This is a genomic window from Paenibacillus sp. UNC217MF (assembly GCF_000686865.1).
Taxonomy (GTDB): domain Bacteria; phylum Bacillota; class Bacilli; order Paenibacillales; family Paenibacillaceae; genus Paenibacillus_B; species Paenibacillus_B suaedae.
The window spans coordinates 49,829-74,661 of record NZ_JMLT01000021.1 but is presented as its reverse complement, the minus strand read 5'-3'; the positions used below and the strand labels follow the sequence as shown (position 1 = coordinate 74,661).

Here is a 24,833-nt window from a genome sequence, read left to right as displayed (position 1 = left end):
TCCTCCTCCATTGTAGCGCATTCGAGGGTACGTTCACAAATACAGCAAGAGCAATGGTTCAACCATTGCTCTTGTCTGGTATTGCTTCTATATTCAATTGGATAGGCCTATTCTTATTAGCAACGGCCTTGTCCGATTTGGCTTACTTTAACAAGGTTTGTAGAACCTGCACAGCTTGTAGGAACACCAGCTGTGATTACAACCAAGTCGCCTTCTGCAACGATGCCTGTCTTCACGCCGCCTGCAACAGCAACGTCGAACATTTCGTCTGTAGAAGTAGCTTGATCGACTTTAACTGGAGTAACACCCCAAGTCAAGGACAAACCACGCATTACTTGCTCAGAAGGAGTCACAGCGATGATTGGAGCTTTCGGACGGTATTTGGATACCATACGCGCTGTGTAGCCTGTTTGTGTAGAGCTGATGATTGCCTTTGCATCCAGATCAAGAGCTGTGTTAGCAACTGCTTGGCTGATTGCATCAGTAACTGTAGCTTGCTGTCTCGAGCTTTGTTTTACCAAGATTTCACGGTATTCAAGCGCAGATTCAGCTTTTTCAGCGATACGGGACATTGTCAATACGGATTCAACTGGGTATTTACCAGCAGCTGTTTCACCGGACAACATGATTGCATCCGTACCGTCAAAGATTGCGTTTGCCACGTCACTTGCTTCCGCACGTGTAGGACGTGGGTTGCGTTGCATGGAATCAAGCATTTGTGTAGCTGTGATAACTGGCTTGCCAGCCAAGTTGCACTTCTCGATCATACGCTTCTGAACGAGTGGAACTTCTTCAGCTGGAATTTCAACGCCAAGGTCACCACGAGCAACCATCAAGCCGTCAGACGCTTCCAGGATTGCATCCAGGTTGTCTACGCCTTCTTGGTTTTCGATTTTGGAAATGATTTGGATATGAGTTGCATTGTGCTTCTCAAGCAATTCACGAATTTCCAAAACGTCTTGCTCTTTACGAACGAATGAAGCAGCGATGAAATCAACGCCTTGCTCAATACCGAAGCGGATGTCGTTCGCGTCTTTTTCTGTAATACCTGGCAAGGAAATTTTCACACCAGGAACGTTAACGCCTTTTTTGCTCTTGATTGTGCCGCCGTTAACGATTTTGCATTTGATTTCTGTACCTTGAATCTCAACAACCGTCAAACCAACGAGGCCGTCATCGATCAAGATTGTGGAACCGACTTCAACGTCACGAGGCAAGTTCTCGTAAGTTACGGAGATGCGGTCTTTATCGCCAAGGATCTCTTCTGTTGTCAATGTGATGAACTCGTCTTCAACGAGGTCAACGGAGTCAACAGCAAGCTTACCTGTACGAATTTCAGGGCCTTTCGTATCAAGGAGAATTGCAACCGTTTTGTTCAACTCTTGGGATGCTTGACGAATGTTTTTGATTCGGTTGCCATGCTCTTCAAAATCACCATGTGAAAAATTGAGACGAGCAACGTTCATGCCAGCCATGATCAATTTTTTAGTGTTCTCTAAAGATTCGCTGGAAGGACCGATAGTACAGACGATTTTTGTTTTACGCATATGGGCTTCCTCCAATTATGTGTGTCTCTCTGTATCTCTATATTGTATTGCTAAAAACAAGGCTCTCAACTATCTAATTTACTATACTCAATAAAATTTGTATATGAAGATAATCATATTTATAAGTTTTACCAGTGAACGATGTTTTAAGTCAATTGACTCATGAAAACCGTGTCATCCCAGTCAGGACGCGGGATTCAGGACACAGACGCCACTGAACTTATCCGTGCTGCAGAATGCCGAACTCGCCAATATTGCGAAATTTGTCATATCTATCTTCGCGAAGCTGCTCTGGGGACATCCCCATCAGCTCGGTCAGATGACGCCAGAGCGCATCTTTCATGTTGGCGGAGGCCGCTTCAACATCCTTATGCGCACCGCCTTGAGGCTCTGGAATGATCTCCTCGATAACATTGAGTTCCTTCAGGTCAGAAGCTGTAATCTTCATCGCTTCTGCTGCTTGGTCGGCTTTGGACGCATCCTTCCAGAGGATAGATGCAGCACCGTTCGGGGAAATGCATGAATAGATTGCATTCTCCAACATAAGAACTCGGTTGCCTACGCCGAGCGCGAGCGCGCCGCCGCTTCCACCTTCACCGATGACGACGCAAATAATTGGCACGCCGAACATGGCCATATCCCGCAAATTGCGTGCAATAGCTTCTGATTGTCCTCGTTCCTCAGCTGTATTGCCTGGATATGCACCCTTCGTATCGATGAATGTAATGATCGGACGACCGAACTTGTCCGCTTGATGCATGAGCCTAAGTGCCTTACGGAAGCCTTCTGGATGCGGGCTGCCGAAGAATCTTGCAATGTTGTCCTTAGTATCCTTGCCCCGCTGATGTCCGATTACCGTTACCGGCACCCCGTTCAGTCGCGCCAATCCGCCCACAATAGCAAGATCGTTGCCGAACAGTCGGTCACCATGAAGCTCAATGAAATCAGTAAATATATGCTGGACAAAATCCAGTGTGGTTGGTCGCTGTTGGTGTCTCGCCAAGTGCATTTTCTGCGATGGGGAGATGCTAGCATAGATCTCTGCCGCTAACTTGGCGTAACGCTCCTCCAACCGGGCGATTTCTTCAGTAAAGTCAATTTGCTTCTCGTCGCCGAACCGTTTTAATTCAGCAATCTTCTGCTTCAACTCCACCAAAGGTTGCTCGAACGGAAGTTCATTCGCCATGAGCTACATCCCCTTTCACCGTATGCAGATCGATAAGTTTCGCCAACGTGGACTTCATGTCCTTGCGCTGCACAACCAGATCGATTTGTCCATGCTTCTGATTGAATTCAGCCGTTTGGAATTCTTCCGGAAGCTTCTGACGAATCGTCTGCTCGATTACGAGACGGCCAGCAAAGCCTACTCTTGCCCCAGGCTCAGCTATAATGATGTCGCCAAGCATAGCGAAGCTTGCAGACACTCCACCCATAGTCGGATCCGTGAATACCGAAATATAGAATCCGCCTGCTTCATGGAATTTCCCAAGCGCTGCACTTGTCTTGGCCATCTGCATCAGACTCAAGATGCTCTCCTGCATTCTTGCGCCGCCAGATGTAGAGAAGATGACTAACGGATATTGTTTCTGCATAGCAGTTTCAATAGCTCGTGTAATTTTTTCTCCTGTTGCCGAACCCATGCTGCCAGTGAAGAAATCGAAGCTCATCACAGCTACGACAACCGGAAATCCTCCAATTGTCCCCTCGCCCGTAATAACAGCTTCATCCATGCCGGATTTCGCTCTTTGCTGTTCCAGCTTGTCCTTATATTCTGGAAAAGCAAGCGGATCTGCGGATACGATATCCGCATCATATTCAAAAAATCGGCCTTCATCCAAAGTCATCTCAATGCGCTCCCTTGCATTCAAGCGCATATGATGCCCGCATTGCGTACATACCTTCAGGTTTTTCTCCAGCTCTTTATGATATTGAATCGAGCCACATTTTGGACATTTATTCATCAAACCTTCGGGTATTTCGCGTCTGGGACGGTCATCGTGTACAGATCCGGACGGCACCGTTGCGTACTTTTTCTTTTGAAATAAGTCTTTAAACACCCGATACACCTCTTTAGGCGTGATTTCTCCAGTTGAAATACAGGACATCATCCTATTGCTTCAAACTAGAGATTGTCCTAACCATAGACAACAAAAATCGGCTGTTTGAACGATAACATCGTCATTCATCAGCCGCATCATGCATGCAAGATCGAATTAAGCACTTCCTGAACCTCTTCAACTTCTCCGGAAGGCACTAGAATTTCAAACTGTTGTTTAGACAGATGGATTGGACGGATCTGAATAAGGAATCCTTCCTCGGTCAGCTTGCGCTGAATCTTATCTGCTAAATTGGCAGTCGGTGCGATGTAGATAACAGTCCACACGCGCGATTGACCCCCCTAACGTTCCAGAAACGGCTCATATAATGCCATTATGATATCATAATTGTCAATTTCATCGCAACAAATTCCAACAGACTTGCTGCAATGCACTGCCCAATAAGCAATGATGAACCAGCGCCAAGCCTTATCCTATCTCGGCTATTCGTATTCTTTAAGAATTTGCATTCCTATCGTCAAGCTTGCAGGCTTCACCCTCGCCATACTGCTGAGCACGCTTGTCGTGATGGGCAATTCTAGCTGACGCAGCAGCAGCTAATCCAGCTACAATATCATCTAGGAAAACATGAATTCGCGTACGATCCGAATTGAGCTGATTAATGATGCCAAGCTTGGCCTTATCCAAGTATCCGAAGCTCGTGAGGCCAATCATTCCATATACACTCGTAATGCCAAGTGCAAGTGTCTCATCAACACCATACAAGGATTCATCCGTCTCCATAATCGCTTGAAGCGGCTCCGGCAGCAGCTTCTGCTCGGCAAGCAAATCCAATGCAATGCCTGTTATGAGCGTATATTGAACTTCGCGCTTGCGAGTTACGGCTCGTACGCTGTCAAGACAATCCTCCAGCGTCAACGATGCATTGTATGGCTGCTGAAGATGGAGCACAATCTCCGCGATGGATTCAAGTGATACGCCGCGCTTAACAAGCCATTGTTCCGCCATATTGAATGTCATGGCGTCCCCTCCCTTCGCCCCTTCAACTTTACCTACCCGTGAATAGGGCGTATGACCACTCTATGCGGGATGATAAGGAATTGTGCTACTTGCGGGAGGAGATTCGATCCCTGACATTTGTTATTTGACGCGTACGGTTCCAGCACCGAACATTGATTCGATCCGCTTGAACAGATCCGGTGACGGCTTCAGCGAATATGCCTCGCTAAGCGCCCGCAATTGCTGTTCGCGCTCATAGAACAATACAGTCGGCAGCGGCCCTGGCTGCGACTTCAAGAGTTCCTTCAGCTGTTGCAGCAGGTCTGGCCGCTCATGATCGGCTGTAATCTTAATATATACTCGCTGTCGCTGTGGTGGGCGCCCACTCGTTCTGGAGGCAGGAGCTTCGGTTCCCCCACCCTGTGCTGTGTTCCGCATACGAGCTGCAGATGAACTCCTATCCGTCCTATCCGCATACATGCTGCCCTTATCTCGGTTCATGTCGGCGGCCGCTTCAGCACCACGTTGAAGGTTGACCGCCGCCTCTCGGTGATTCGCGCTTCGTCCAGACGGTTGTTCGCCGGCTATACGCGACTGAGAAGCTTGTCCACCACGCGTCTCAGAGGAGCGTCTGCGATGGGCAGCACGCTTCGTCAATGCAGCAATGGCATGGGGCTCAAGCGGTACAACCTCGTCAGCAAGCAGCTTATAGCCTTCGTCCTGACGCTGCACCTTCGCCCGCAGCGCAATCAATGCTCCCTTCCCAATCAACGGTTCTGATCGGCGCCACACTTCGGGGAACAGCACCACTTCAGCCCGCTCGATTCGATCCTCAATTTCAATGAATGCCATCGGCTTGCCCTTCTTCGTCATTATCGTTCGAAGCGACACAACCATCCCGGCAACGGTACACTCTCTCTCGTCCGGCACCTCATGCAAATCAACAAGCCGATCCGTCTCAGAGGACTCCAGCAGCTGTGCATGGTCATCCAGCGGATGACCGGATAAGTATAATCCGAGCAGCTCACGCTCCAGCTCAAGCTGCTCTGCCATAGCGAACGGCGGTATATTCGGATAATCAATCGTCCAATTGTTTACTTCGACGAAGCCGAACAATTGAATTTGAAGATCCTCTCTTTCCTTTCGCCATTTCGCAGCCGCATCCAAGGCCTCATCCAGCATGGCCAATAGCTGTGCCCGATGACCTGGAAGTGAATCGAATGCCCCCGCTTGAATAAGCGATTCAATGACTCTGCGATTGCACACCCGAAGATCAACCCGCTGACAGAAATCGAGCAAATCTGCAAATGGCTTTTCCTTCCGCTGTTTCAATATGCTTTCTATCGCAAGCGTACCCACATTCTTAATCGCGCCAAGGCCGAATCGAATCGCGCCATCAACAGGCGTAAAGCGAACATAGCTTTCATTAACATCCGGAGGCGATACCGTTATGCCTATTCTTCGACAATCTTCAATGTACTCCGCAATCTTCCGATGACTTCCCATATTCGCTGTCAGCATGGACGCCATAAATTCTGTCGGATAATGAGCCTTCAAATAGGCTGTTTGGAAGGCAAGCACGCCATATGCAGCTGCGTGAGCCCGTGGGAATCCATAATCAGCGAAGCGAACGATCATATCGTACACCCGATTTGCTTCCACTTCCGTATACCCTTGATTCAGACTGCCTTCTACGAAATGGCGCCGCTCTTGATCAAGCACTTCCCGCTTCTTCTTCGAGACCGCGCGCCGCAGCAAATCCGCTTCTCCAAGAGAGAAGCCTGCCATTCTGGAGGCGATATGCATAATCTGCTCTTGATAGACAATAATCCCGTACGTATCCTGCAGGATCGGCTTCAGATCGGGATGGGGATATTCGACAGCTTTCAACCCATGCTTGCTATGAATATAGTTCGGGATGAACTCCATTGGACCCGGACGATACAACGCAAGAACGGATACGATATCTTCAAATACAGATGGCTTCAGTTCTCGCAGAACACGCCGTACGCCAGCTGATTCAAGCTGGAACAACCCTGTCGTATCCCCTCGACACAACAGTTCATAGGTCGCCTCATCCGCATCATCAATCATGCCTAGATCAAGCGGTTCATCGCCGCGAAGATTGACCCATTCTAAGGTTCGTTCAATAATCGACAATGTTCGCAAGCCGAGGAAATCCATCTTCAGCAAGCCGATCGATTCTAAATTTTCCATCGAGTATTGGGTGAGAGCAATATTCTCGGTTCCTGCCTGCAGGGGGACATAATGCGTTAACGGCTCCTCACTGATGACAACACCTGCTGCATGGGTTGATGCGTGGCGCGGCATGCCTTCTACCTTAGACGCCATATCAATAAGCTCGCGTATGCGCGAATCACGTTCTCTCCAACTGCTTAGCTCGCTGCTAGCCCGCAATGCCTTCTCAAGCGTGACTCCGAGTTGATTCGGAATCAGCTTCGCTACCCGATCCGTATCGTTATAAGGCACATTCAATGCCCTGCCGACATCCCGCACCGCTGCCCGCGCAGCCATCGTACCGAACGTAATAATCTGCGCCACGCGGTCATGGCCATACTTATTCGCAACATAAGCAATAACCTCATCACGCCGCTCATCGTTGAAGTCAATATCGATATCAGGCATCGTCACCCGTTCCGGATTCAAAAATCGCTCGAACAATAAATGATACTTGAGCGGATCGACATTCGTAATCCGCAAGCAATATGCCACAAGACTACCCGCTGACGAGCCCCGTCCGGGACCTGTCATAATGCCTTGTTCATGGGAGAAGCGAATGAAATCCCACACGATGAGGAAGTAATCAGAGAATCCCATATTCTCAATCGTATTCAGCTCATAGACAAGCCTCTCTCTCGCCTCTCGCTGGAAGGCTTCATCCTGCCATTCCGGCAGTGCTTGATAGCGACTCGTCAGCCCCTCTTCGCACAATTGCCGCACATACTGTCCTGCATTCATGCCTTCAGGGAGCGGATGATAGGCGGGAAGGACATGCCCTCCGAAGTCCAGCGTCACATTGCACTGCTCCGCAATACGAGCCGTATTCGCAACCGCTTCCGGGACATGACGGAACAATGTCGTCATCTCTTCCTGCGACTTAAAGTACATCTGGTCGGTATGCATGCGCATCCGCCCCTCATCCTCAACCGACTTCCCCGTACCTATGCAAATAAGGACATCCTGCATCGCTGCATCTTCCTGCTGCAAATAGTGCACATCATTCGTTGCAACGAGCGGAACGCCCGTCTGCTCACTTAAAGCTATAAGGCCAATGTTAACCTTCTTCTGTTCCGGAAGGCCATGGTCCTGCAGCTCAATATAAAATCCATCACGGAAAATATCCTTATATCGTTCAACCGCGCTGCGCGCTGCCTCTTCATTGCCGTGAAGCACATGCTGCGACACCTCGCCGCCAAGGCAGGCGCTTAGCGCGATTATCCCATCTGCGTATTTGCGGAGCGTATCCATATCGACACGAGGCTTATAATGAAATCCCTCCAAGTGCCCTACCGAGCAAATCTTCATCAAATTGCGGTATCCCTGCTCATTCTTCGCCAGCAATATGAAATGATAAATAGGCTGTTCCTTGCGCGATACCTTCTCCTGGAGCGCTCCTGTCGTTACATACGCTTCCACGCCAATAATGGGTTTAATGCCATGCGACATACATGCTTTATAGAAAGGAATGATTCCGTACATCACCCCATGATCCGTGAGGGCTAGCGCCTTCATTCCGCATGCGGCTGCTCGTGCAGCAAGCGCTTCAATACGCGCTGCTCCGTCGAGCAAGCTGTATTCACTATGCACGTGCAAATGCACGAACTGATCCATACCATTCACTCCTTCAACCTGCCATGTTATACGAACATATTTTCGTCTCTTATTGTATCATAATTCCGCCAGCAAGTCCTATACATGTACAAAGGGCAATTCTATGTGAAAAGGGGCGTTACGATGGGTTCATTTCTCTCGAAAGCACTTCTCGATTTCTTCATCGCCTTCGGCATCGTGCTCGGAGGCGCCATACTGGCGGGCATAGGATCCGTCATCGCTCTTCAACCCCCTTCTGATACGATGCGCCATATTGCGGAGCATCTTAAAATATGGGCAGTCGTAGCTGCCGTAGGTGGAACGATCGACCCGATCCGAGTCATCGAGAGCAACTTCTGGATGGGCAACTTGAATCCAGTATTTAAGCAGCTCATCTTCATTTTCGTATCATTCTTGGGAGCTCACCTGAGCACAGAGCTTATTCACTGGATTTGCCGAGATCGCGTATAACGCAATACGCCACCGATTTCATTCTGCATCAACCACTTCTTACGCCGGAATCGCGCATAACATCGCGTAAAGGAGTCAAGGGAAGGAAGGAGCTTGCACGATGCGCCAGCGTAAAACCCCATTATGGCTCAGCAATCTCGCACTCATCATTGTCGGCAGCGTCATCGGTGCGGGAATCTACCATGCGGTCTATTTGCGTCAATTTAATGAGGTCATGATGATCAATATTGATCTGCGCGACCGCCTTGCCCATTACAAGGCTGAAACGGAAGACTTGCTTCGCTACAAAAATCGGAAAACCATTATTAAAAGCATCGACCTGCACATCTACAAACAACAGAACGACACTAGCATCCCGCAAGCAGATGAAATGGAACTGCGACGGCGTTTGCTCAAGGACTTAGCCGTATTGAAGGGACGCAACGTGTTCAAAATTGATGAATACAGCAAGCTTGTGGAAGGGCTATTGTCCCGTAAAATATATCCCGACGTGAATGACAAGGACTACACGGTTCAGCTCCGAACAATGCTCGTCACCGAAGGAGTGCTTCATGTGTGGATTGATGTACATACTTATGTACCAACGTCCCCTTAGGGGAATCATCGCACGCTTAGGCAGCCCACTAAATCTTGTAGGACAGCCCCCTGGAATATGGTAATATAAAGGAGTTTAGATTGTATTCGTTTCCATATTGTCAAAGAAGGAGAGTTGCTTAATCGATGGAAACTATCCAATGGGTGCTCATTATCCTGATTTGTGTGACTTCAGGAATGTCTGTGTATTACAGCTTTCGTTCAAGACGTGAGCAGGCCACAGCACTTCGTGGCTTGTATGCGGCTAGAATGAACATGTGTATGGGAATCATGCTGCTGCTCATCGCAACGATCCAAATTTTCATGTTCACAGCATCGACAGTTAGAGTCATTGTAGGAGCTGTACTGCTCGTAATCGGATTATTCAATTTGTTCGCTGGGCTGCGCAATCACAGCCATTATCAAGCCATCTATTCCGCAGGTAAAAAATAATCGCCTCATCAACAAAATGGGATTGCCTCTCATATGCCGCGTTGTAGCAGCAGAGGCAATCCCATTTATTTGCTCGTCGTGAAGTATCCATATCCATATATCTAAGTCCCAGTTGCTCTTTGCGTACGCATTTGCACTAGACAACTAGACATACATTCTCTCACCAAAACATTAAGTCCCTACTGCGGTGCATAGCTGTGCGCTAGTCGTGATCGATCGACTGTGCGGTCATCATTGCTTTGGCGACGAGATGCTCTCCGTGGCGGATAGACAGTTCCAGCTTGCAAAACTTGCGGCTCATCTCGATAAATTCCGGATGCAGCGTAACGATATCCTCGATTTGAAGCGGACGGACGTAATAAGTTGTCATATTCTCCATAACGTGATCGTAGCTGCGAACGTCCTTAACCGCCCGCAAAGCGGCCTGCGTCATAACGGTGGATAAGATGCCCTCCGATACAGAACCGAATCCATTCACCATCTGCGGTGTGATGACACCACGGAAATAGAGCTGCCCCTTATCGTCCCGCTCTTCCTCGAACCCATTCCATATCAGGTCATCGAACGTCTCCCCGAGATGCGGCTCCTTGCGGGCATCACGCATCGCCTGCAGCACCTGCCGCCTGGTCACTACAGCAATGAGCTTGCGGTTGCGATCGACGATCGGGAGCAGTTCAACGCCCTCCCACACCATCGTATGCGCTGCCGAAGCGAGCGTCGTCTGCAGCGTAGCCGTGATCGGACTCCGCGTATAGAGCTTTTCAATGCTCGTGTCTGGTTCAGCCCCCAGCACATCCTTGTATGTAATCATACCAATAACCCGGTACCACTCGTCTACGACGGGGAATCGAGTATGACTTGTCTCATCACGCAGTCGTTGGAAGTCGCCAACTGTGCTGGATGGACGCAGCACAATCATTTTGTCTTTCGCTGTAACGATGTCTTCAACGATCATAATCTTCTTCTTAATTAACCGGTCGAACAGCGCGCGGTTGATCATAGAGCCGACCGTAAATGTATCGTACTTCGAAGAGATAATTGGCAAGTCCAGCGCATCGGCCAGCAGCTTCACCTCTCGACTTGTTCCGAATCCACCCGTTATAAGTACACCTGCTCCATGCTGAAGCGCAAGACGATGAGCATCCTCGCGGTTCCCGACAATGAGCAAGCTCCCTGCATCAATATAACGAGCCATGGCATCCAGCTTCATCGCGCCGATGACGTATTTGTTCAGTGTCTTCATCAGACCGCGGCTTCCGCCAAGAACATGACCGCCTAAAATATCAACAACTTCACCGAATGTCAGCTGTTCGGACATATTGCGCGGCTTCTTCTCTACCCGAACCGTGCCAATACGTTCCTTCGTGACTACGATCCCGATGCTCTCTGCTTCCTTCACGGCACGATAGGCGGTTCCCTCACTAACGCCCATTTCCTTCGCCAGCTTACGAACCGATATTTTCGTCCCCGGCTTCAAACTTTCAATATGCTGCAGCAATTGTTCGTGCTTCGTTAGCGTCGCATCATGGCCATCCATCTGTTACACCCCTATATCCCGAACTGTAGTATTCTGTGCTTAGTTTACCATATATTTATAGGTAACTGCAAAATAAACAAGCTGGCATCTGACGATTCAGATACCAGCTTGTTAGCTAAGCATACGAGGGAATACACAGCCTTATCCCGCAATCACTGCGGATGAATCTGCCTTCTCCTTGTTTACCATCTTGCGATAGAATATCTGGAACGACAAGCTGCTTGCTGCCAGTGCGAGTCCAATGTACACCGACAGGAATCCGAGATTCATCCATACATAGCTCATATCACCTAGTGAGATAACACCACGGAAAGCCCGTATTGTGTACGTCATCGGAAGCCATGGATGAAGCATTTGGAAAAATGGCGGTGTCAGCTCGATTGGGAACGTGCCAGCTGTGGAAGACAACTGCAGCACGAGCAAAATAATAATGATAAACCGGCCTACATTGCCAAACGTCGTAATGAAGAATTGGATCAAGGCAAAGAAGGTTAAGCTCGTTGTCAAGCATACAAGGAAGAACATCGGTATATTGGTTACAGGCAGGTTAATGACCGTCAGTACAACTGTACCGCAGATGATCACTTGCAGAATGCTCTCGACTGTCATAAAGCCAAATTTACTTACCATCCAAGCCATACCAGATGGAGGTCTCCCGCTTGTTTGTTTCAACGGATAGACCATGGAGAACATAAGTGCACCCACGAAGAATCCAAGCGACAAGAAATACGGGGCCATACCAACGCCATACGTTGTGACATCATGATTATCAAGCTGGTCACTGCCGACCGGAGATGAGATCATCTCATACGTTTTGTCGGTCGGGTGCTGCATCGCCTTCTCTGCACCTTCTCTCAGCTTGTCGCGCAGCTCTGCACCTCCATCTTGCAGTCGCTTCTGACCATCTAATAGCATCGCAAATCCGTCGTTAATCGATGCCTTGGCCTTCTCTACCTGATTCAGCATATTACTCATCTTCTGGAACATAACCTTCTGCACATGACTGGCTGCTTCATTCAGCTTCATATCCGCCAAATTATGCAGCATATCACGCGCCATAGGCTCCATCGCATTTACTTTGTCGTCTGCAGCCTTATGCAGCTTCTTCGTAATCTCTGGCGCCAATCGGTTCAACTCATCATTTACTTTATGATGAATGCCGTTGACGACTTTCGGCTCGTATTCCTTCCATTTCTCATCAACAAGCGTATGCAGCGTATCGACTAGCTGCTTCGACTTCTGCTGATACATATTTTCTGCAAGCTCATGCGCCTTGTCTCGCAGTTGAGGAGCCAATTCATTCGCCTTCGAAATCACCATGCGGTTCGCCATGGAGCGTATCTGTGGGAAGACTTCATCTAACTTCTGATCCGCTGCCTCGTGCAGCTTCTTCACAAGCGAACTTCCCACCTTGCTCAGCTCTCTATCCGCAAGCTCCGTTAGATCCTGCTTCACCTTACTCTTGAGCGCCAACAGATTCTCCCCGTTCAGCCGATCCTCGACCTTCGCACGAGCATCCCCTAGCTTCTTCTTCAACTCATCCCACTGCGGTTTCATAGCAGGCGGAATCTGTTCTTCAAAGGGCTTAAGCTTCTCCTCAAGTATTTTCAAATCCTCGTGGATCTTGTTCATCTCATCCTTGCCACGCTGAATTGCACCGTCAAAGATCGCATCCACCTTCTCATCAATGTAGCGATGAATGGACGAACGAATCGTATTGTCCAGTTTGCTGTACTCATTATCGATGATGGTATGCATCTTGGCACGAGCTGCAGGTTCCATTTTCGTTATCGAATCATCAAGCTCCTTGCTGATCTTCGCCAGTACATTGTTCAAGTTCGCTTCATAAGCATGATCAATTTCTTTGTGCATATTCTCCCGAATTTGCTCACCATACTTGTTAGCTTGCAGATCAATTTGTTCATGTACTTTTTCCTTAGCTGGCATAGATTTGGTGCGAACAAGCTCGTCAATTTTGATATGCAGCGAATCGTGCACGATATCATAATACTTATCAGATTGCGTATCAATTTCACGATGAATCTTATCCATCATCTTCGGTTTATTGCTGCGGATCGCTTCATCGATCTCCTTATGAATCATCTGATCAAGCTTCTCTTTGTTCTCCTCCAAGGCACGTTCCACCATCGTTCCAGCCTGAGAGGTCTTCGAATCGACCGCCGCATTCAATTCATCGCGGAACCTCTCAATCCCCTCACCAAGCTGGCCTAAGCCTTGCTCAATCTGGCTCGCACCTTCACTAGCAGCATTCAATCCATCCGCTACTTTGTCAATCGCATTGAACATTTGCTCAACATATGTTTCCGTTACCTTTTGCGACAATTCTGCCTTGATGTTCTGCACTACTTTATCTGAGATCTGTCCCGAAATAAAGTTATAACTGCTGTTCTCTGTGTATATCAGGTTCATCGGCTGCGGGTGCGGATCAAGGATCGTCGTTGCATTATGCGACATTTGTTCAGGGATGCGGATCATCAAGTAGAACTTGTTCTCGCTTAATCCCCGTTCCGCTTCCTGCCTGCTTACAAAATGAAACTCTACCTTCTCATTATCGCGCAGCTTCTCGATCAGCTCTCTGCCGATGGCAATCTCTTTCCCTTCGTACATCACCGGTCGATCCTCGTTGACGACAGCGACAGGCATATGCTTGACATTGCTATAAGGATCCCAATTCGCAACCAGATATACGCCGCAATACAGCAGCGGGATAATGAGCAGGCCCAAAACGGGTACAAGCACATCTTTGGCACGGATATTCGCCACGAATTCCGACCAGAAAAAACGAATACTATTCACGCTGTCACCTCCTTATTGACCGAATGACCATTTTGTTAATACGGTTCTAATTTGACAGATGTGAGTATTATATCTTAGCCTTTTTCAAATTTCAATTTTTAATTTTTTTCCCAATGAAACCCATTTAACATGACAAATACCCCAAATGCCAACTCAAAAAACAATGCTGTTTCCAACGCTTCAGCGATGCTTCTCCTGCCCCACAATGTCACAATTATGACCGCAATCAGCGGTTCAGAACCAAAAAAAATAGAGCCTCTCCTAATGGAGAGACTCTACTCCTCAGCTATTGTGCTTACTTCAATCTGGCTGGCTGTCGCTTCATACGCTCTTCAAGGCGTCTATATTTCTCACGCTTAATCTTCTGCAGACGCTGTTCCGTCTCCTCATCCACCCGCAGCAAGCGGTGCAAATGAGCAGCCACAATCAACAACGCAAACGCCATCCATACAACGCCGAACGTCGAAGCTGCTGTCCAGCCATCCTTGAAGCTCAATGTAGGCAATACATAAATCAGCATCGCTACAACCAGTATGATGGATATGACATGCTTCCAGTTATTCCGTGGTTTCACAATAGCCGTATGATGTTCCGTTTTCATCCCGTTACGCTCCTTACTTGAGACGAGCCGTGACTCTGAAGCATCATCTCTATTCTTGTCCTATACTAGAGCGTATGCCGGTTATATGAATCCCATGACTTCTTTCTTGTCCTTATTGATACAGGTGGCCTAGCGATTCGGAGACGATCTTGTTCACATCTTGAATGACAACGGCAAGGCGGCGTTCAGCATCGAACAGCTTCGCAATATCCGCATTCATGCTGATCACTTGGAACAATTTCTCCATCTTTTCCATCTCTTCTTGATCTGGCATTTCACCTGTCATCATCTTTTGCTGCATATCCATCTGACGTGCACGGAAATCATCCAGCATCTGCTTGCCTTCAGGGTTCGCATCCACTGCTTTCATTGCTTCTTCTACAGCTTTGGCCTCTTCAGAGGACTGCAATGCACGTGCCAAGTCGTGCGCTTTGTCGTATACGCTCATCATTCATTACCTCCCGCAAAAAATACAATCTTCAGCATATCATAGTTCCATATTACTGTCCTCATCCAAATATGACGTTTATCCAACAGCTAATAGAACAAAAGCCTGCACCAATCCAATAATGCCCCCAAGCAAAGCCCCCAGCCATGTAATTGCTCGGAACTCCTTGCCCGACACACTTAAAATGATCGTCTCCAGACGTTCAATCGGGAATTGCTCCACCTGAGTGCGTACCACTTCCTGCAAGCGAGCTGCGCGAACAATAGCGTCCAGATTGCGATCCAACAGCGCAAATGCTGCCTCTACAGCTCGTGGAATATAGCCGCTCCACACTGCTTCATACTTGCCAACCAGATGCGCCGGCTGAATCTCGCCAAGTCGATCGATCCGCTTCGGCCACTGAATCATCGCAGCGGCTTGGCTCGCAATATAATCAAGGGAATTCGTCTCTTCGGGTATATCCGTCCACGATCGAACAATCTGAGCAGGTGTCTCTTGTAGCCATTCACCAAGTTTCGATAAAATGAAACCTGCAACGGTCGCGCGAACTTTGGGCGAGCGAAGCTGTTCGACGAGCACAGGCATCATCTTGGTTACGAGCTTATCCTCATCCACAAATATCGCTGCCATAGCGCCAAAGAAACCTGAGGCACGATCAATGACATCCTTCGCCAGCTTCGTCATGAGCAGTTGTCCCTGCAACGAGGTCAATTCCTTCTCAAAAGATGTCAGCATCACAACAGCGGTTTTGTCTGCCCATTTCGCAGATGACTGCTCCCACCCTTCAGGAAGCCATTCAATCAGAGGGCGCTCATCCCAGCCTTTCCCCTCGAGCCACTTCTTAACCCCATTTGCCGTCCATTCCTGCAATCGATGCACAGATTGATCCCGAATCTCATCCCATTCCTTATCCGGAAACAACTTGACCGCCCACTCTTTGACCGTTCTGTCATCTTCCGACCAATTCTGAGTCATGCGCAGAACCGTTTCTGTCGCCTTCTCACGAGTATCGGGCCTATTCAGCATCGTACGGAGCCCATCACTTGTAACTAAATATTCGGCTACAACATCACCGAAAGAAGCGGCAATATCCTCTCTGCGCTTCGGAATAAGTCCTGGTGTAAATGGTATGTGCCAGCGGCCAATATACATGGCTTTGCGCGGATGAAAAAGCATTTTGATCGCAAAATGGTTGGTAACCCCACCTACGATAGCAGCAACGACAACACTAAAACTGATAAACAGCCATACCGGCATGTCTATTCCCCCTTTTTATTTCCTTCAATAGGTCAATCACCAAGGGAAATATGTCCTCATATGATGAATTAACGTATACGGTCTATCTGTATCGACCCATGCAGATGGGATCGTATGAATGACTGCAAGTTGTTGTTGGAAGGAGAACCTCCATGTCTAAATCAAAAGTGACGCTCCAGTTGATCAGCTCCAGCCTCTTGCAAGACGATGTGCTCATGTTGGGAGAGGCTTATGTCAAGCTGTGGAAGGTTCCTGTCAACCAGCCGCTGACTCTGAAGTTCGGTTCCTTCAAGCAGCGCGTGACAGTAATATCCGTCTCCCGCTTCGACGGGCTACGAATGAATCACTCACTTGCACGAAAGATGGGGCTAACGAACGGCCAGTCACTGCGTGCGGCCTACAAGACATCGAGCCAAATCTTGAGCCTTGGACCGCTTATTGGTGTATTAGTAAGCCGTGATTATCCGAGCATGCCGGATAAGCCATTCGGTTCTATTACCTCTTTCTGCAAGGAATTGGTTGATGCATGCCAGCTCCAAGGAGCATGGGTATGCTTCTTCACACCCGATCATATCCAAGACCTCCACAATGTCAAAGCGTGGGTCAATACCAATGGTAGCTGGCAACGGGTTACGATGCCGATACCGGATATTATCAACAACCGGTTGACGTCACGCAAGCTGGAGAACAAACCTAGCGTACAGCATTTTATGAAAGAAGTAAAATCCCGATATCAGTCCGTTGTCTTCAATGAAAAATTCTTGGATAAAACAGAAGTGTTCGAAGCACTCAGACCTCATGCAGAGCTATCCAAGTATTTGCCGGAGTCTTACTCGCTCCGTACCTTCTCCACCTTAAAAAGCATGTGCAGCCGTTATACCACTGTGTTCTTAAAGCCCGCACGCGGCAGCCTTGGCAAAGGCATTATTCGCATCACTCGGCTCCCGGATCACAGTTATCAAGCCTTATATTCCACCTTAAACGGAACAAAACGACAGCAGTTTAGCAGTCTTACTAAGGTCTTCTCCAGCCTATCTGGCAAGTTGAAGACAAACCACTACCAAATTCAGCAGGGACTGACGCTGATCGATCACAGCAAGCGTCCCGTGGATTTCCGAGCACTCGTCCAGAAAAACGCTTCTGGCAAATGGACGATCACTTCGATCGTCGCCCGCATAGCGAGCAATCAGCACTTTGTATCCAACCTGGCACGCGGCGGCTCACTCAGTACCGTGAAGGAAGCCATATTCCGCACGAACCTGCCTCCTTCGGTAAAGAATGATGTAAGTGCACGGCTGAGGCGAGCTGCACTTGATATCGCTCAAGGAGTAGACACTTATATTCCCGCTCATTTCGGTGAGCTCGGCATCGATCTTGCTGTAGATAGCTCGGGGAAGGTCTGGCTCCTCGAGGTCAATTCCAAACCATCCAAAAACGACAACACACCTTTAGGTGATCGAAAAATACGGCCCTCTGTGCGCAAAATCGTGGATTACTCTCGATTTCTAACCGGGATCTAAGGAGGTGGCAGCAATGAACATGTCAGAACCTTCCGCGCTGACGCTTGGCGTTCTGCAATGTGAAGGCACAGGAACGCTGCCATTCGCGGAGGCAGAATACTGCCGCAAACTTTGCATCGCCGGTCGCAAGCATGGTATCCGTGTTATCGTGTTCTCCCCGTTATGGATACATTGGGGTGACTGCACCGTTCATGCATTTGTATATGAGAAGTCTGGATGGGAACGGCGTACATTCCCCCTTCCCCGGATCGCTTATGACAGATGCTCCTACAGCAATCCGCAGCAATACCGTAAAACACAAGCTGCCATCATCCGTATGAAGCAGTTGGCGAATGTCACGCTTCTCGGCATTGGCTTACGAGGAAAATGGGATATCTATCGTTCAATGCGCAAGGATTTATCCCTATCCCCTATACTGCCTCCCACTCGGTTGTTCGCAGGCATCTCCAGTCTTGCTGCTCTGCTGAATCGTTATCATGGCGGCCTATTTCTGAAGCCACATGGCGGCACTCATGGAAAGTCTACACTGCATGTTCGCTACCGCGACAACGATAAGGAGAAGATTGATTCGATATCAGCTGCTCTTCCCGGCACTTTGGAACTTCGTGGAAGGGACGATGATAATCATCCCGTACAACACAGCTTCTCCCGGCCTCAGGAAGGATTCGCTTGGATCGAACAATTTGTCGGCAAGCGCAGATTTGTCATACAACCCTATTTATCATTGGTTACCCAAGAAGGAGAGCCGTTCGATGTCCGCGTTCTTATGCAAAAAAACGGAAACGGCCGTTGGGTTCTAACCGGTATGGCAGCAAGGGTCGGCCAGCCTGACAGCGTCACATCTAATCTGCACGGAGGCGGTCGCGCCGTCTCGGTCATACCATTCTTGGAAAGCCAATTCGAACCGAATCATGTTCATCGGCTTATAGAACAACTGAGTACGTACAGCGAATACATTCCACCGCTTCTGGAAGCCCAATATGGGCGAATAAGCGAGATCGGCCTCGACTACGGGATTGACCGCAAGGCTCGCCCTTGGCTGCTCGAGGTCAATTCCAAACCTGGCAGATCCGTATTCAGACACACCGGAGAATACGAAGCTGCCCTGCAATCAGTGGAAAATCCCATCTTGTACGCACGCCATGTGTTGGTTCGGTACCTTAGGAGGGTCAGTTCATGAGTTTGACGGTATGCAACGTCCATTTGACGCCAAATTCCGAAAAAATTTTATATGTATCCAACTCCTTATTAAAACAGCTCAAACTTGCCGGCAAAAGATCGGTACGGCTCAGGCTCGGAAAGACGATCATTCCTGCTTCAGTCAGACCGATCCAGAAGCCCGGCAAGCATCTCTATGTAACGGCAGGATTACGGTCAGCCGTACGCGTCCCTAAATCTGGTTCTGTATTTCTGTTGAATGAAGCTGAAGGCGACATTCACATCGGCCCTCTCATTGGCATAATGTCTGACGGAACGTCCCGCTCATCTTCAGCCCCCTTCGGCAGCCGTACAGGATTTATTAGACAGATCCTTCGCACTGGCAATAAGAAGGCATACGTGTTCGCATTCGCTCCCCGCGACATTAATTGGAATAACGATACGGTGCTTGGCTATTTTCTTGGTCCTTCGGGAGGCTGGATAAGGCGAACCGTACCGCTGCCTGATGTCGTATACAACCGCTTGCCTAGCAGACGTGCCGAAACATCCGGCTCTTACAATACGCTTCGTGAACGGTTCACTCGCAAAAAAATTCCTTTCTTCAACTGGAGCTTCTTCAATAAATCGGATGTATATGCCCTGCTTAAGAATGAATTAGAAGCCAATCAGCATGTTCCAGAATCCGTCATGAATCCTTCATCAGACACGATCCGAACCATGCTGGAACGACATCAGTTTGCTTATTATAAGCCTTCTGGAGGCAGTCTTGGCATCGGTATCTACCGGCTGACCTACTTGCCGAAGAAGGGGTTCTTCGCCCGGTATACTTCAAATGGCAAGAACGTACTCCTTCGCTTCCGCTCCTTCTCCAGTCTGATGCGCATGCTCGAAGCGAGACATGGACGCAGCCTGCGCAATTATGTGATTCAACAGGGCGTTCGCCTGATCGAGATCGACGGATGTCCAATTGATTTCCGTTTCCATATGCATAAGAACGGAGAAAACAAGTGGGCGGTGGTGGGCGTAGGGGCCAAGAAGGCCGGCAAAGGCAGTGTAACAACTCACGTCAAAAATGGCGGTAGACTCATGACCCCTTCCCAGGCGCTTCAACGTGCATTCGGAGAACGTTCAGACGAAGTGCTCGACAAGGCGAGGAAGATCGCCATCCAGTTGGCAGAAGCAATTGAGCGCAATCATCCGCATTTGATCGGAGAGCTCGGCTTCGATATTGGGATTGACCGTGATGAGCAGGTCTGGATGTTCGAGGCAAATGCGAAGCCGGGACGCTCGATATTCAAGCACCCTTCCCTTAAGAATGAAGGGCAAGCTTCCATTGAACATATTTTGGATCACTGCCTGTACCTAAGCAAATTCCGCAGGGGGGAGATCACGTGAGTGGGAACGAGCAAACGACACAAACACCTGTCATTGCAATACTAACGATGGATGATGACAGAGAGTACTTCCGCGGCAACCGAGATAATTTTGCCGATATTATCAAAAAGGGCCGAGAAATGGGGTTTACTGTTTTTCTTCTAACAGTTCGGGATTTGAAGCTTCACGCGAAGCGTGTCATCGGTTATTCCTATGAGAATAATGTGTGGAAGCAGGAGTGGTTCCCGCTTCCGCACGTTATCTATAATCGCATCCCCCTTCGTGAGGATGAAAGTCTTCCAGCGGTTCGCAGCAAGATTAAAGAGGTGCTCGCACATCCTTCGATCAAGTTGTTCAACCCATACTTTTTCAATAAATGGCACTTATTCGAATGGCTGAAAAAATCAAAAATTACGAAAAAGTATATCCCTTCAACCAGACGGCTGAAAACCTCGGCCGCATTAGGTAAAATGCTGCATAAACATCCTTACTTGTTCTTGAAGCCGGAATCCGGCAAAGCAGGCGCAGGGATTATGACTCTTCGCGTGAATCATACCAAGGCACTCAAGTACCGTCTGAAGATCCAGGAAAAAAAGAAGAGCGTATCGTATAAATGCGCTACGATCTCGAAGCTATGGAGCCGTATCCGTAAGGAAGCCGGCGCCCACGACTATATTGTGCAACAAGGCATCCCACTTGCAGCCAGCAATCGTCGCCCCTTCGATCTTCGTGTCCTGATTCAGAAGAACGGCCGGGGACAATGGGAGGTTACAGGCGTGGGCGCACGTGTCGCAGGTACAATGAGCATTACGACACATGTACCTCGCGGCGGTAGTATAGACGACCCGGAGAAGCTCTTAATCTCTGTGTTCGGTAATGAGCAATCTAAGCGCATCATGATTCGTGCCAGACATGCTTCGCTGATTATCGCAAGACAGATCGAGCGTGCATCCGGGCATCTACATGGAGAGATGTCTATGGATTTAGGTGTCGATGCTGGCGGAAGCATTTGGTTCTTCGAAGCAAATGCCAAACCGATGAAGTTCGATGAGCCTCATATCCGCCAACGTTCGCTCGAGCGTATATTTCAATACTGCCAATATCTTGCCAAATTAGGCGGTTAAGGGACGGGAAGAAGGTGATACAGCTTGAGTCAACCGACACTCGGTATATTGACGCTATACTTGAATGAACGAAAGCATCTGGAAGAGCGCCTCATCTATCAGCGCATGATCACTGCCGGCAAAAAAATAGGACTCGACGTGTATGTGTTCACACCACAGGATGTAGATGACCAACATCGACGCATTCACGCGATGTGTTATCATCCAGAAACGAGGCGCTGGACACGGAAATGGACGCGTTTTCCGAATATGATATTTGATCGATGCCGTCTCCAAAACAGCCATCGCTTCACTCAGCTTCGCCGATTCCGCAGCAAGTACAATCACCTGCTATTCTTAAATCGGCCGCTGCGCAACAAATGGACGATTCACCAGGTGCTGTTGACCGTCCCTTCGGTCAAGGGGCACTTGCCAACTACCCGCTTATATCAGTCAATGCAGGATCTGCAGAGTATGCTGCGCTCTCATTCCTTAATCTATTTGAAGCCGATAAACGGTACAGGTGGAAGGGGCATTATGCGTATCGAGCGTTCGTCTCTCAATCCCACCATCGTATTCGTACAAGGGCGTGATCATCAGCGCCGGATTATTCGTCCGCAGAAGCTCACGATTGGCCAACTAGCAAGGAAACTGGCTGCCTGGAGAGCTAGAGACCGTTATCTCGTCCAACAAGGGATTGCACTGAAGCTGCCGAACGGACGCGTGCATGATTATCGCATGCTCGTGCAAAAAAATGGCGAAGGTAAATGGGAAGTGACAGGCTGTGCAGGTCGGGTTGGAGCAAATAAAAGCATCACTTCCAACCTGCATGGCGGCGGCGAGGCGGTTCGAATGGATGAACTGCTCCGCAGATGGATTGGCGATGAGCAACGAATTGCAGAAGTGAAAGATGACGCAGAGAGAATCAGTCTCGAGATCGCACAGTTCCTAGAAGAGAAATATGGAGCCTTATGTGAATTGGCACTGGATCTCGCGATCGACCGCAAGGGGCATGTATGGCTGCTCGAAGTAAATCCGAAGCCTGCACGAGAAGTGTTCCATCGAATCGGGGATCGAGATACTTATCGGAATGCAATCGCACGACCAATGGAATATGCATCATGGCTATATCGCCAGAAGGGGAAGCGCCAAGGAGATGCGGCTATCTCCATTGTTGAAGGAGCACTCTCATCCGGTAAAGACCAGAAATAAAATAATAGCGCTCAACCCACATCGCGCGTACCTATGGATACGGTGATGTGGGTTGTTCGCATCTAGTCACGAAATGGGTTTTCGAGAAGCACTACCTCATTGGTATGAGGGCGAAGCTCCACTCTTCCGCCTAATGGCAAGATAAGCTTCGGATCCGTATGGCCGAAGTCGAAGTTCACAACAATCGGCAGATCTCCGGCACCGAATTCCCCTTCTACAATATTGACGATAATGTCGTACAATTGTTTATTTTCTTCCTCACTATAGTCCTTGGCTCTACCGAATATAATTCCCTTCACCATCTCATATACACCCTGCATCCCATAGTTGCGCAGCATGTAGCCTACATGCATCGGTGAAGGCTTCTCCTCAGAAGTTTCGAAGCAGAGAATCTTATTGTCCCAGAACGATGGATCAGGCCAGTACGTTGTCGATTTCATAAATTCCAGTACTTCGATGCAGCCGCCCCATACTTCACCCTGCTGGACAGAACTTCCTTGCAAGAACCTCCATCCATCCCCATTAGGGTAAAACTCCTGGCACTCTCCAAGCGTATCGAGGTTGCCCCAATCCTTGTATCCATTGGTCCACCGACGATATGGAACATAGTTGTAGGGAAATTGATCCGAGAATAAGAAATCACGAAGATGCTCTGAATACGCTTCAGGCAGATGCTTCAATTGGGCTATTCCCGCCAATATTGATGGGCCGTAGAAGGTGATCATTCCGAGCTGATTCAAGTACGAGAGGAACGTTGTTGCATCGGAAAATCCCATAATGAACTTTGGATTGTTCATGATGATTTCAGTATCCAAATAGGGCAATATTCGAATTGATTCATAACCGCCAATGGAACAAATGATGCCGTCAACGCTCGAATCACCGAAGCATCGGTTGATATCCTGTGCTCGCAGCTCAGGATGGCGATACAGTTCAGTCGGCTCCATCCGAGCTGTCGGCATTTCGATAATGTCAAATCCGAACATCTCCCGCAGATTGCTCAGCCCAAGCTCGAAGGTTTCTGGAAATAAGTATGGGAGTCCACTCGATGGAGATATCACCGCAAGTTTCGAGCCTTGCTTCAATCTTTTGGGTTTCATCATACGAATCATTCATCCGCCTCCCTAAAGTTTTCCACCCATCTTACCCCTACTCACCACTTGGGTCAACCCTATTTATGTTCACATACATAGCAAAGATGCCGCACAAGTGTGCGACATCTCCTCTCTTACTTCGTATACAGTTGATACATCATCGTATCCTCGTCCACGACACGAGCAAGATCATAAGCCTGCTGAACGCTTCGTTTGTTCTGGATCAGTTCATAACAGAAACGGGTGACGAACATCAACGTGCTGTTCCCATATGGATAATCATCAGGCCCAATATAAGTCTGGCAGCCACCATACAAGAATGCCTCAGCCATCTCCTTATTGCCCAGATCACATCCGTTGCAGACGACCGTCCGGCCATCGAGCTTGGCAAATTGCCGAACTGCCTCGCTGCCGAAATCACCGCGCGGCTCCCCTTCCTCATATGCCTCGTCCCCAATCTCAGGCATCACGAAGCGACCCTCGTCGCCGTGAAAGTTCAAAATGACGAGATCCGTATTCGGGAACAGATCCTTGCCGGATAATACATCGATAAAGTCATTCGGTTTTCCCACCCAATACATAAACACCCTTGCCCCAAAGTACTCCAAGGTAGCTCGAAGCGCTTGTGTCTCCATATCACAATCCGGTCCACATACGATAGCAACATTCATCTCAGGTTTACTCATTCCAATCAGCCTCCACATGTTTTAAGTAGTTACGCGCGTACGCATTTGTCCAACTACAATAAACATTGGAGGAGGTCTGGCCCACCACGGTACAT

Annotated in this window: 21 protein-coding genes; 8 read left to right on the top strand and 13 right to left on the bottom strand. The window is 48.7% G+C overall.

Annotation, left to right across the window (positions count from 1 at the left end; all coding sequences use genetic code 11):
* Positions 1-116 precede the first annotated feature (116 nt).
* The 6 genes from pyk to BP95_RS0112915 all read right to left on the bottom strand — a co-directional run bounded on the left by pyk (position 117) and on the right by BP95_RS0112915 (position 8,455).
* Positions 117-1,547: a pyruvate kinase gene (gene pyk / locus BP95_RS0112940; protein ID WP_021252163.1), complete on the bottom strand. Its 1,431-nt coding sequence runs from the start codon at positions 1,545-1,547 to the stop codon at positions 117-119.
* Positions 1,548-1,767: 220 nt separating this feature from the next.
* Positions 1,768-2,733, bottom strand: a complete 966-nt coding sequence (locus tag BP95_RS0112935) for an acetyl-CoA carboxylase carboxyltransferase subunit alpha (RefSeq protein ID WP_021252164.1) — start codon at positions 2,731-2,733, stop codon at positions 1,768-1,770.
* Complete coding sequence (accD, locus tag BP95_RS0112930) at positions 2,723-3,604, bottom strand: acetyl-CoA carboxylase, carboxyltransferase subunit beta (protein WP_021252165.1); 882 nt, start codon at positions 3,602-3,604, stop codon at positions 2,723-2,725. The genes BP95_RS0112935 and accD overlap by 11 nt, the downstream gene beginning before the upstream one ends.
* Before the next feature lie 137 nt (positions 3,605-3,741).
* Positions 3,742-3,930, bottom strand: a complete 189-nt coding sequence (locus BP95_RS0112925) for a hypothetical protein (RefSeq protein WP_021252166.1) — start codon at positions 3,928-3,930, stop codon at positions 3,742-3,744.
* Between the two features lie 169 nt (positions 3,931-4,099).
* Positions 4,100-4,624, bottom strand: coding sequence for a phosphatidylglycerophosphatase A family protein (locus tag BP95_RS30300; RefSeq protein WP_036667037.1), 525 nt, complete (start codon positions 4,622-4,624; stop codon positions 4,100-4,102).
* 120 nt (positions 4,625-4,744) lie between these two features.
* Positions 4,745-8,455, bottom strand: a complete 3,711-nt coding sequence (locus BP95_RS0112915) for a DNA polymerase III subunit alpha (protein ID WP_028532393.1) — start codon at positions 8,453-8,455, stop codon at positions 4,745-4,747.
* A gap of 123 nt (positions 8,456-8,578) precedes the next feature.
* Between BP95_RS0112915 and BP95_RS0112910 the strand changes: the two genes are divergently transcribed.
* The 3 genes from BP95_RS0112910 to BP95_RS0112900 all read left to right on the top strand — a co-directional run bounded on the left by BP95_RS0112910 (position 8,579) and on the right by BP95_RS0112900 (position 9,931).
* On the top strand, positions 8,579-8,905 hold the full coding sequence (locus BP95_RS0112910) for a YtrH family sporulation protein (protein WP_028532392.1): 327 nt from the start codon (positions 8,579-8,581) through the stop codon (positions 8,903-8,905).
* A gap of 100 nt (positions 8,906-9,005) precedes the next feature.
* A complete protein-coding gene (locus BP95_RS0112905) occupies positions 9,006-9,500 on the top strand; it encodes a sporulation membrane protein YtrI (protein WP_021259007.1) in 495 nt (164 codons plus the stop codon).
* 125 nt (positions 9,501-9,625) lie between these two features.
* Positions 9,626-9,931 (top strand): YtpI family protein, encoded by a 306-nt coding sequence (locus BP95_RS0112900; protein ID WP_021252171.1) that lies wholly within the window; start codon positions 9,626-9,628, stop codon positions 9,929-9,931.
* 202 nt (positions 9,932-10,133) lie between these two features.
* Here the strand turns inward: BP95_RS0112900 and BP95_RS0112895 are convergent, their stop codons facing one another.
* The 5 genes from BP95_RS0112895 to BP95_RS0112875 all read right to left on the bottom strand — a co-directional run bounded on the left by BP95_RS0112895 (position 10,134) and on the right by BP95_RS0112875 (position 16,591).
* On the bottom strand, positions 10,134-11,468 hold the full coding sequence (locus BP95_RS0112895) for a DRTGG domain-containing protein (protein ID WP_028532391.1): 1,335 nt from the start codon (positions 11,466-11,468) through the stop codon (positions 10,134-10,136).
* Positions 11,469-11,609: 141 nt separating this feature from the next.
* Positions 11,610-14,285, bottom strand: coding sequence for a YhgE/Pip domain-containing protein (locus BP95_RS0112890; RefSeq protein ID WP_028532390.1), 2,676 nt, complete (start codon positions 14,283-14,285; stop codon positions 11,610-11,612).
* A 295-nt stretch (positions 14,286-14,580) separates the two neighbouring features.
* Positions 14,581-14,886 (bottom strand): hypothetical protein, encoded by a 306-nt coding sequence (locus BP95_RS0112885; protein WP_021252174.1) that lies wholly within the window; start codon positions 14,884-14,886, stop codon positions 14,581-14,583.
* Positions 14,887-14,998: 112 nt separating this feature from the next.
* Entirely contained in the window at positions 14,999-15,334 is a 336-nt protein-coding gene (locus tag BP95_RS0112880; protein ID WP_021252175.1) for a YlbF/YmcA family competence regulator, read from the bottom strand.
* 78 nt (positions 15,335-15,412) lie between these two features.
* Positions 15,413-16,591 carry a DUF445 family protein gene (locus BP95_RS0112875; protein WP_028532389.1) on the bottom strand — a complete coding sequence of 393 codons (1,179 nt, stop codon included), beginning with the start codon at positions 16,589-16,591 and terminating at the stop codon, positions 15,413-15,415.
* 152 nt (positions 16,592-16,743) lie between these two features.
* Here BP95_RS0112875 and BP95_RS0112870 point away from each other — a divergent pair, with 152 nt between their 5' ends.
* Genes BP95_RS0112870 through BP95_RS30295 form a run of 5 tightly spaced genes read left to right on the top strand, consistent with a single transcriptional unit; the run spans position 16,744 to position 22,958 of the window.
* Positions 16,744-18,111 carry a YheC/YheD family endospore coat-associated protein gene (locus BP95_RS0112870; RefSeq protein WP_028532388.1) on the top strand — a complete coding sequence of 456 codons (1,368 nt, stop codon included), beginning with the start codon at positions 16,744-16,746 and terminating at the stop codon, positions 18,109-18,111.
* Between the two features lie 13 nt (positions 18,112-18,124).
* Complete coding sequence (locus tag BP95_RS0112865; protein ID WP_028532387.1) at positions 18,125-19,291, top strand: YheC/YheD family endospore coat-associated protein; 1,167 nt, start codon at positions 18,125-18,127, stop codon at positions 19,289-19,291.
* On the top strand, positions 19,288-20,664 hold the full coding sequence (locus BP95_RS0112860; protein ID WP_028532386.1) for a YheC/YheD family endospore coat-associated protein: 1,377 nt from the start codon (positions 19,288-19,290) through the stop codon (positions 20,662-20,664). The genes BP95_RS0112865 and BP95_RS0112860 overlap by 4 nt, the downstream gene beginning before the upstream one ends.
* Complete coding sequence (locus tag BP95_RS0112855; protein WP_021252180.1) at positions 20,661-21,767, top strand: YheC/YheD family endospore coat-associated protein; 1,107 nt, start codon at positions 20,661-20,663, stop codon at positions 21,765-21,767. The genes BP95_RS0112860 and BP95_RS0112855 overlap by 4 nt, the downstream gene beginning before the upstream one ends.
* A 24-nt stretch (positions 21,768-21,791) precedes the next feature.
* Positions 21,792-22,958 carry a YheC/YheD family endospore coat-associated protein gene (locus tag BP95_RS30295; RefSeq protein ID WP_051614076.1) on the top strand — a complete coding sequence of 389 codons (1,167 nt, stop codon included), beginning with the start codon at positions 21,792-21,794 and terminating at the stop codon, positions 22,956-22,958.
* Positions 22,959-23,020: 62 nt separating this feature from the next.
* On the opposite strand, the gene BP95_RS30290 is transcribed toward BP95_RS30295, so the two are convergent.
* On the bottom strand, positions 23,021-24,070 hold the full coding sequence (locus BP95_RS30290; protein ID WP_021252182.1) for a S66 family peptidase: 1,050 nt from the start codon (positions 24,068-24,070) through the stop codon (positions 23,021-23,023).
* A 116-nt stretch (positions 24,071-24,186) separates the two neighbouring features.
* Entirely contained in the window at positions 24,187-24,738 is a 552-nt protein-coding gene (locus tag BP95_RS0112840; protein ID WP_021252183.1) for a hypothetical protein, read from the bottom strand.
* Positions 24,739-24,833 lie beyond the last annotated feature (95 nt).

What these genes read in the sequence shown, in the direction of transcription:
- BP95_RS0112915 (WP_028532393.1), bottom strand. Translation starts at nt 8,455, where the DNA reads ATGGATCAGTTCGTGCATTTGCACGTGCATAGTGAATACAGCTTGCTC.
- BP95_RS0112865 (WP_028532387.1), top strand. Translation starts at nt 18,125, where the DNA reads ATGAACATGTCAGAACCTTCCGCGCTGACGCTTGGCGTTCTGCAATGT.
- pyk (WP_021252163.1), bottom strand. Translation starts at nt 1,547, where the DNA reads ATGCGTAAAACAAAAATCGTCTGTACTATCGGTCCTTCCAGCGAATCT.
- BP95_RS0112870 (WP_028532388.1), top strand. Translation starts at nt 16,744, where the DNA reads ATGTCTAAATCAAAAGTGACGCTCCAGTTGATCAGCTCCAGCCTCTTG.
- BP95_RS0112905 (WP_021259007.1), top strand. Translation starts at nt 9,006, where the DNA reads ATGCGCCAGCGTAAAACCCCATTATGGCTCAGCAATCTCGCACTCATC.
- BP95_RS0112880 (WP_021252175.1), bottom strand. Translation starts at nt 15,334, where the DNA reads ATGAGCGTATACGACAAAGCGCACGACTTGGCACGTGCATTGCAGTCC.
- BP95_RS0112875 (WP_028532389.1), bottom strand. Translation starts at nt 16,591, where the DNA reads ATGCCGGTATGGCTGTTTATCAGTTTTAGTGTTGTCGTTGCTGCTATC.
- BP95_RS30290 (WP_021252182.1), bottom strand. Translation starts at nt 24,070, where the DNA reads ATGATTCGTATGATGAAACCCAAAAGATTGAAGCAAGGCTCGAAACTT.
- BP95_RS30300 (WP_036667037.1), bottom strand. Translation starts at nt 4,624, where the DNA reads ATGACATTCAATATGGCGGAACAATGGCTTGTTAAGCGCGGCGTATCA.
- BP95_RS0112895 (WP_028532391.1), bottom strand. Translation starts at nt 11,468, where the DNA reads ATGGATGGCCATGATGCGACGCTAACGAAGCACGAACAATTGCTGCAG.
- BP95_RS0112910 (WP_028532392.1), top strand. Translation starts at nt 8,579, where the DNA reads ATGGGTTCATTTCTCTCGAAAGCACTTCTCGATTTCTTCATCGCCTTC.
- BP95_RS0112860 (WP_028532386.1), top strand. Translation starts at nt 19,288, where the DNA reads ATGAGTTTGACGGTATGCAACGTCCATTTGACGCCAAATTCCGAAAAA.
- BP95_RS0112900 (WP_021252171.1), top strand. Translation starts at nt 9,626, where the DNA reads ATGGAAACTATCCAATGGGTGCTCATTATCCTGATTTGTGTGACTTCA.
- BP95_RS0112840 (WP_021252183.1), bottom strand. Translation starts at nt 24,738, where the DNA reads ATGAGTAAACCTGAGATGAATGTTGCTATCGTATGTGGACCGGATTGT.
- BP95_RS0112885 (WP_021252174.1), bottom strand. Translation starts at nt 14,886, where the DNA reads ATGAAAACGGAACATCATACGGCTATTGTGAAACCACGGAATAACTGG.
- BP95_RS0112935 (WP_021252164.1), bottom strand. Translation starts at nt 2,733, where the DNA reads ATGGCGAATGAACTTCCGTTCGAGCAACCTTTGGTGGAGTTGAAGCAG.